Genomic DNA, 2,965 nt, shown 5'->3' with positions numbered 1-2,965 from the left:
TCTCCCCGTCCCTATACGGGGAGAGGATGCCGGCAGGCAGGTGAGGGGCAGCGCCAACGCTTGAAGGCATCAGTCGAACCATCAGAACGGCTTGACCACCACCAGGATGACGATTGCGATCATCAGCAATGTGGGGATCTCGTTGATCATCCGCCAGTGCCTGGCCGGTTTTTCATTGCGGTCCTCGGCGAATTTGCGCACCGCGCCCGCGAGATAGCCATGCATGGCGGACAGCAAAAGCACCGCACCGATCTTGGCATGCAGCCAGCCGCCCTGGAAACCAAAACCCTTCCAGGCGAGCCACAGGCCGAACACCCAGGTGACGATCATCGCCGGGTTGATGATGCCGCGCAGCAGGCGCCGCTCCATCACCTTGAAGGTCTCCGATTGCACCGAGCCCTTCTCGGCATCGGCATGATAGACCAGCAGCCGCGGCAGATAGAGCATGCCCGCCATCCATGAGATGACGGCGAGGATATGGATCGCCTTTGCCCAGAGATAGAAGCTGTCGGGTGCCGCGAAATACAAAAGCGCGGTGAGAACGACCAGCACCGCGATACCTGATATCATCCGCATCATCGCCTGACCGGTGCTGTTCGTGTTTTTCATCTCAGCCATCAGCGTGTCGCGCTCCGCACCTGACTCACCATCGCCTCGACATGGGCGATCGGCGTCTCCGGCGTGATGCCGTGACCGAGATTGAAGATCAGCGGCCCGTCTCCCAGCGCCCTCAGGATCGCCTCGACGCCATCCGACAGCGCCTTGCCGCCAGCCACGAGCCGCAAGGGATCGAGATTGCCCTGAACCGCACCCGAGCGCTGCAATTCCTTCGCTGCGATCAGGGGTACCGTCCAGTCGATCCCCAGCGCCGTCACGCCGGTCTTCTGTCGATATGTCCGGTAGCGCGAACCGGCACCCTTGGGAAAACCGATGATCGGAACATCGGGATGAACCGCCCGCACCCGGCCAACGATCTCGGCCATCGGCTGAACGCAGAACAGGTCGAAACTCTCATCGTCCAGCACGCCGGACCAGGAATCGAATATCTGCACCACATCCGCACCCGCCTCGATCTGGCGGATGAGATAGGCGGCCGAATGTTCGGCAAGCACCTTCAGCAATCGTTGAAAGGCCACCGGTTCGCGATAGGCAAAAAGCCGCGCCGGCGCCTGGTCGGGCGTGCCATGACCGGCGATCATGTAGGTCGCCACCGTCCACGGCGCGCCGCAGAAGCCTATCAGGGTTGTCTCTTCGGGCAGTTTGGCCCGCAACCGGCGAACCGTCTCGTAGACCGGTTCGAGATTCACGTGAAACACCTTGCTTTCCAGAGCCAAAATCTCCGGCGCGGTGATCGGCGTCAGCAGCGGCCCTCTGCCCTCTTCGAAGCGGACGTCACGGCCAAGCGCATGCGGAACGACAAGGATATCGGAAAACAGGATCGAGGCATCGAAACCAAAACGCTCGATCGGCTGCAAGGTCACTTCGACCGCAAGGTCGGGATCATAGCAGAGGTCCAGGAACGAGCCCGCGCGTTTGCGTGTCTCCCGATACTCCGGCAGATAGCGTCCGGCCTGACGCATCATCCAGAGCGGAGGCGGAAAATGAGCCTTGCCCTTCAGGACATCCAGCATGATCCGGTTCTGGGGCATCGGGCGCTCGCTTCTCCCAGCCTCTTCTATAATCAAAGATTCTTATATCTAAGATTCTTCTGATTTTAAGAGTCTGTTGGTTCTGGTGGTTGTCACCTGTCCCGCTTCGCCCCGGAAAACACCAGCCAACATATTGTCGCGTGCTTCTTTTTCCCAGATGTAGGGTTCTGGGGATAGCTCTGAATCGATCAATCGAGTCAAAGTGTTAGGCACAGTGGTGAAAGGCAGGTCCTGTGGATGGACCATAGTCGAAAAAAGCCGTCCCCAAACTTGTCCCCAGTCGCCCGACGAAGCTGACAGCGCATCGAATTGTGGACAAGCCGCCATCTGATACAGTCGCCTCCGACAGGCCCGTCTTTTCATCCCGCTTTATCCACAGAAGCCCACAGCCCCAGGTGACCCCCTGTGAACAAACCCCAGAGCTTCTTCCACCTGCACCTGATTTCCGACGCGACCGGCGAAACGCTGCTCGCCGCCGGTCGGGCGGCTTCGGCGCAGTACAAGGACGCGCGCGCCATCGAGCATATCTATCCGCTGATCCGCACCGAAAAGCAGGTGGCGAAGGTGTTCGAGGACATCGAGGAGGAACCGGGCATCATTCTCTATACGGTCGTCGACCAGAAGCTGGCGCGCGGCATCGACGAGCGCTGCGCGGCCATGGGCCTGCCCTGCGTGTCGGTGCTGGAGCCGGTGCTGACCGTGTTCCAGTCCTATCTCGGCACCCCGGCCGGCCGCCGCGTCGGCGCCCAGCATGTCCTCGACGCCGAATATTTCCGCCGCATCGACGCGCTCAATTTCACCATGGATCATGATGACGGCCAATTGCCGCTCAATATGGACGATGCCGATGTGGTGCTGATCGGCATTTCTCGCACGTCGAAGACGCCGACCAGCATCTATCTCGCCAACCGCGGCATCAAGACCGCCAACATCCCGATCGTGCTCGGCGTGCCGGTGCCGGAAAGCCTGGTTGCCGCCAGCAAGCCGCTGATCGTCGGGCTGATCGCCACCGCCGAACGCATCTCGCATGTCCGGCAAAACCGCATCCTCGGCAACAGCGGCTCGTATGAGGCATCGGATTATGTCGACCGCGCCGCAATCGGCGAAGAGCTCGCCTATGCCCGCAAGATCTGCACGCGCCACGGCTGGCCGATGATCGACGTCAGCCGCCGCTCGATCGAGGAAACGGCGGCGGCCATCGTTGCCCTGCGGGGGAAGAATAGATAGATGAGCGAGGAGTGCGTTTTCCCTGGCGGAAATTCGGCGCCGCCCCTCACCTGCCTGCCGGCATCCTCTCCCCGTATAGTGACGGGGAG

At 61.0% G+C, this 2,965-nt stretch carries 3 protein-coding genes; 1 reads left to right on the top strand and 2 read right to left on the bottom strand.

Going from position 1 to position 2,965, the window contains the following annotated elements; genetic code table 11:
* Window positions 1-81 precede the first annotated feature (81 nt).
* On the bottom strand, window positions 82-618 hold the full coding sequence (gene hemJ / locus EOC06_RS35280; RefSeq protein WP_128309977.1) for a protoporphyrinogen oxidase HemJ: 537 nt from the start codon (window positions 616-618) through the stop codon (window positions 82-84).
* A complete protein-coding gene (gene hemE / locus EOC06_RS35275; RefSeq protein ID WP_128309976.1) occupies window positions 618-1,649 on the bottom strand; it encodes a uroporphyrinogen decarboxylase in 1,032 nt (343 codons plus the stop codon). The genes hemJ and hemE overlap by 1 nt, the downstream gene beginning before the upstream one ends.
* A gap of 405 nt (window positions 1,650-2,054) precedes the next feature.
* Here hemE and EOC06_RS35270 point away from each other — a divergent pair, with 405 nt between their 5' ends.
* Window positions 2,055-2,876 carry a pyruvate, water dikinase regulatory protein gene (locus tag EOC06_RS35270; protein WP_127320737.1) on the top strand — a complete coding sequence of 274 codons (822 nt, stop codon included), beginning with the start codon at window positions 2,055-2,057 and terminating at the stop codon, window positions 2,874-2,876.
* Window positions 2,877-2,965 lie beyond the last annotated feature (89 nt).

The organism is Mesorhizobium sp. M7A.F.Ca.MR.362.00.0.0, from assembly GCF_004023175.1.
Lineage (GTDB): Bacteria > Pseudomonadota > Alphaproteobacteria > Rhizobiales > Rhizobiaceae > Mesorhizobium.
This window is presented reverse-complemented; position numbering and strand designations above follow the sequence as displayed.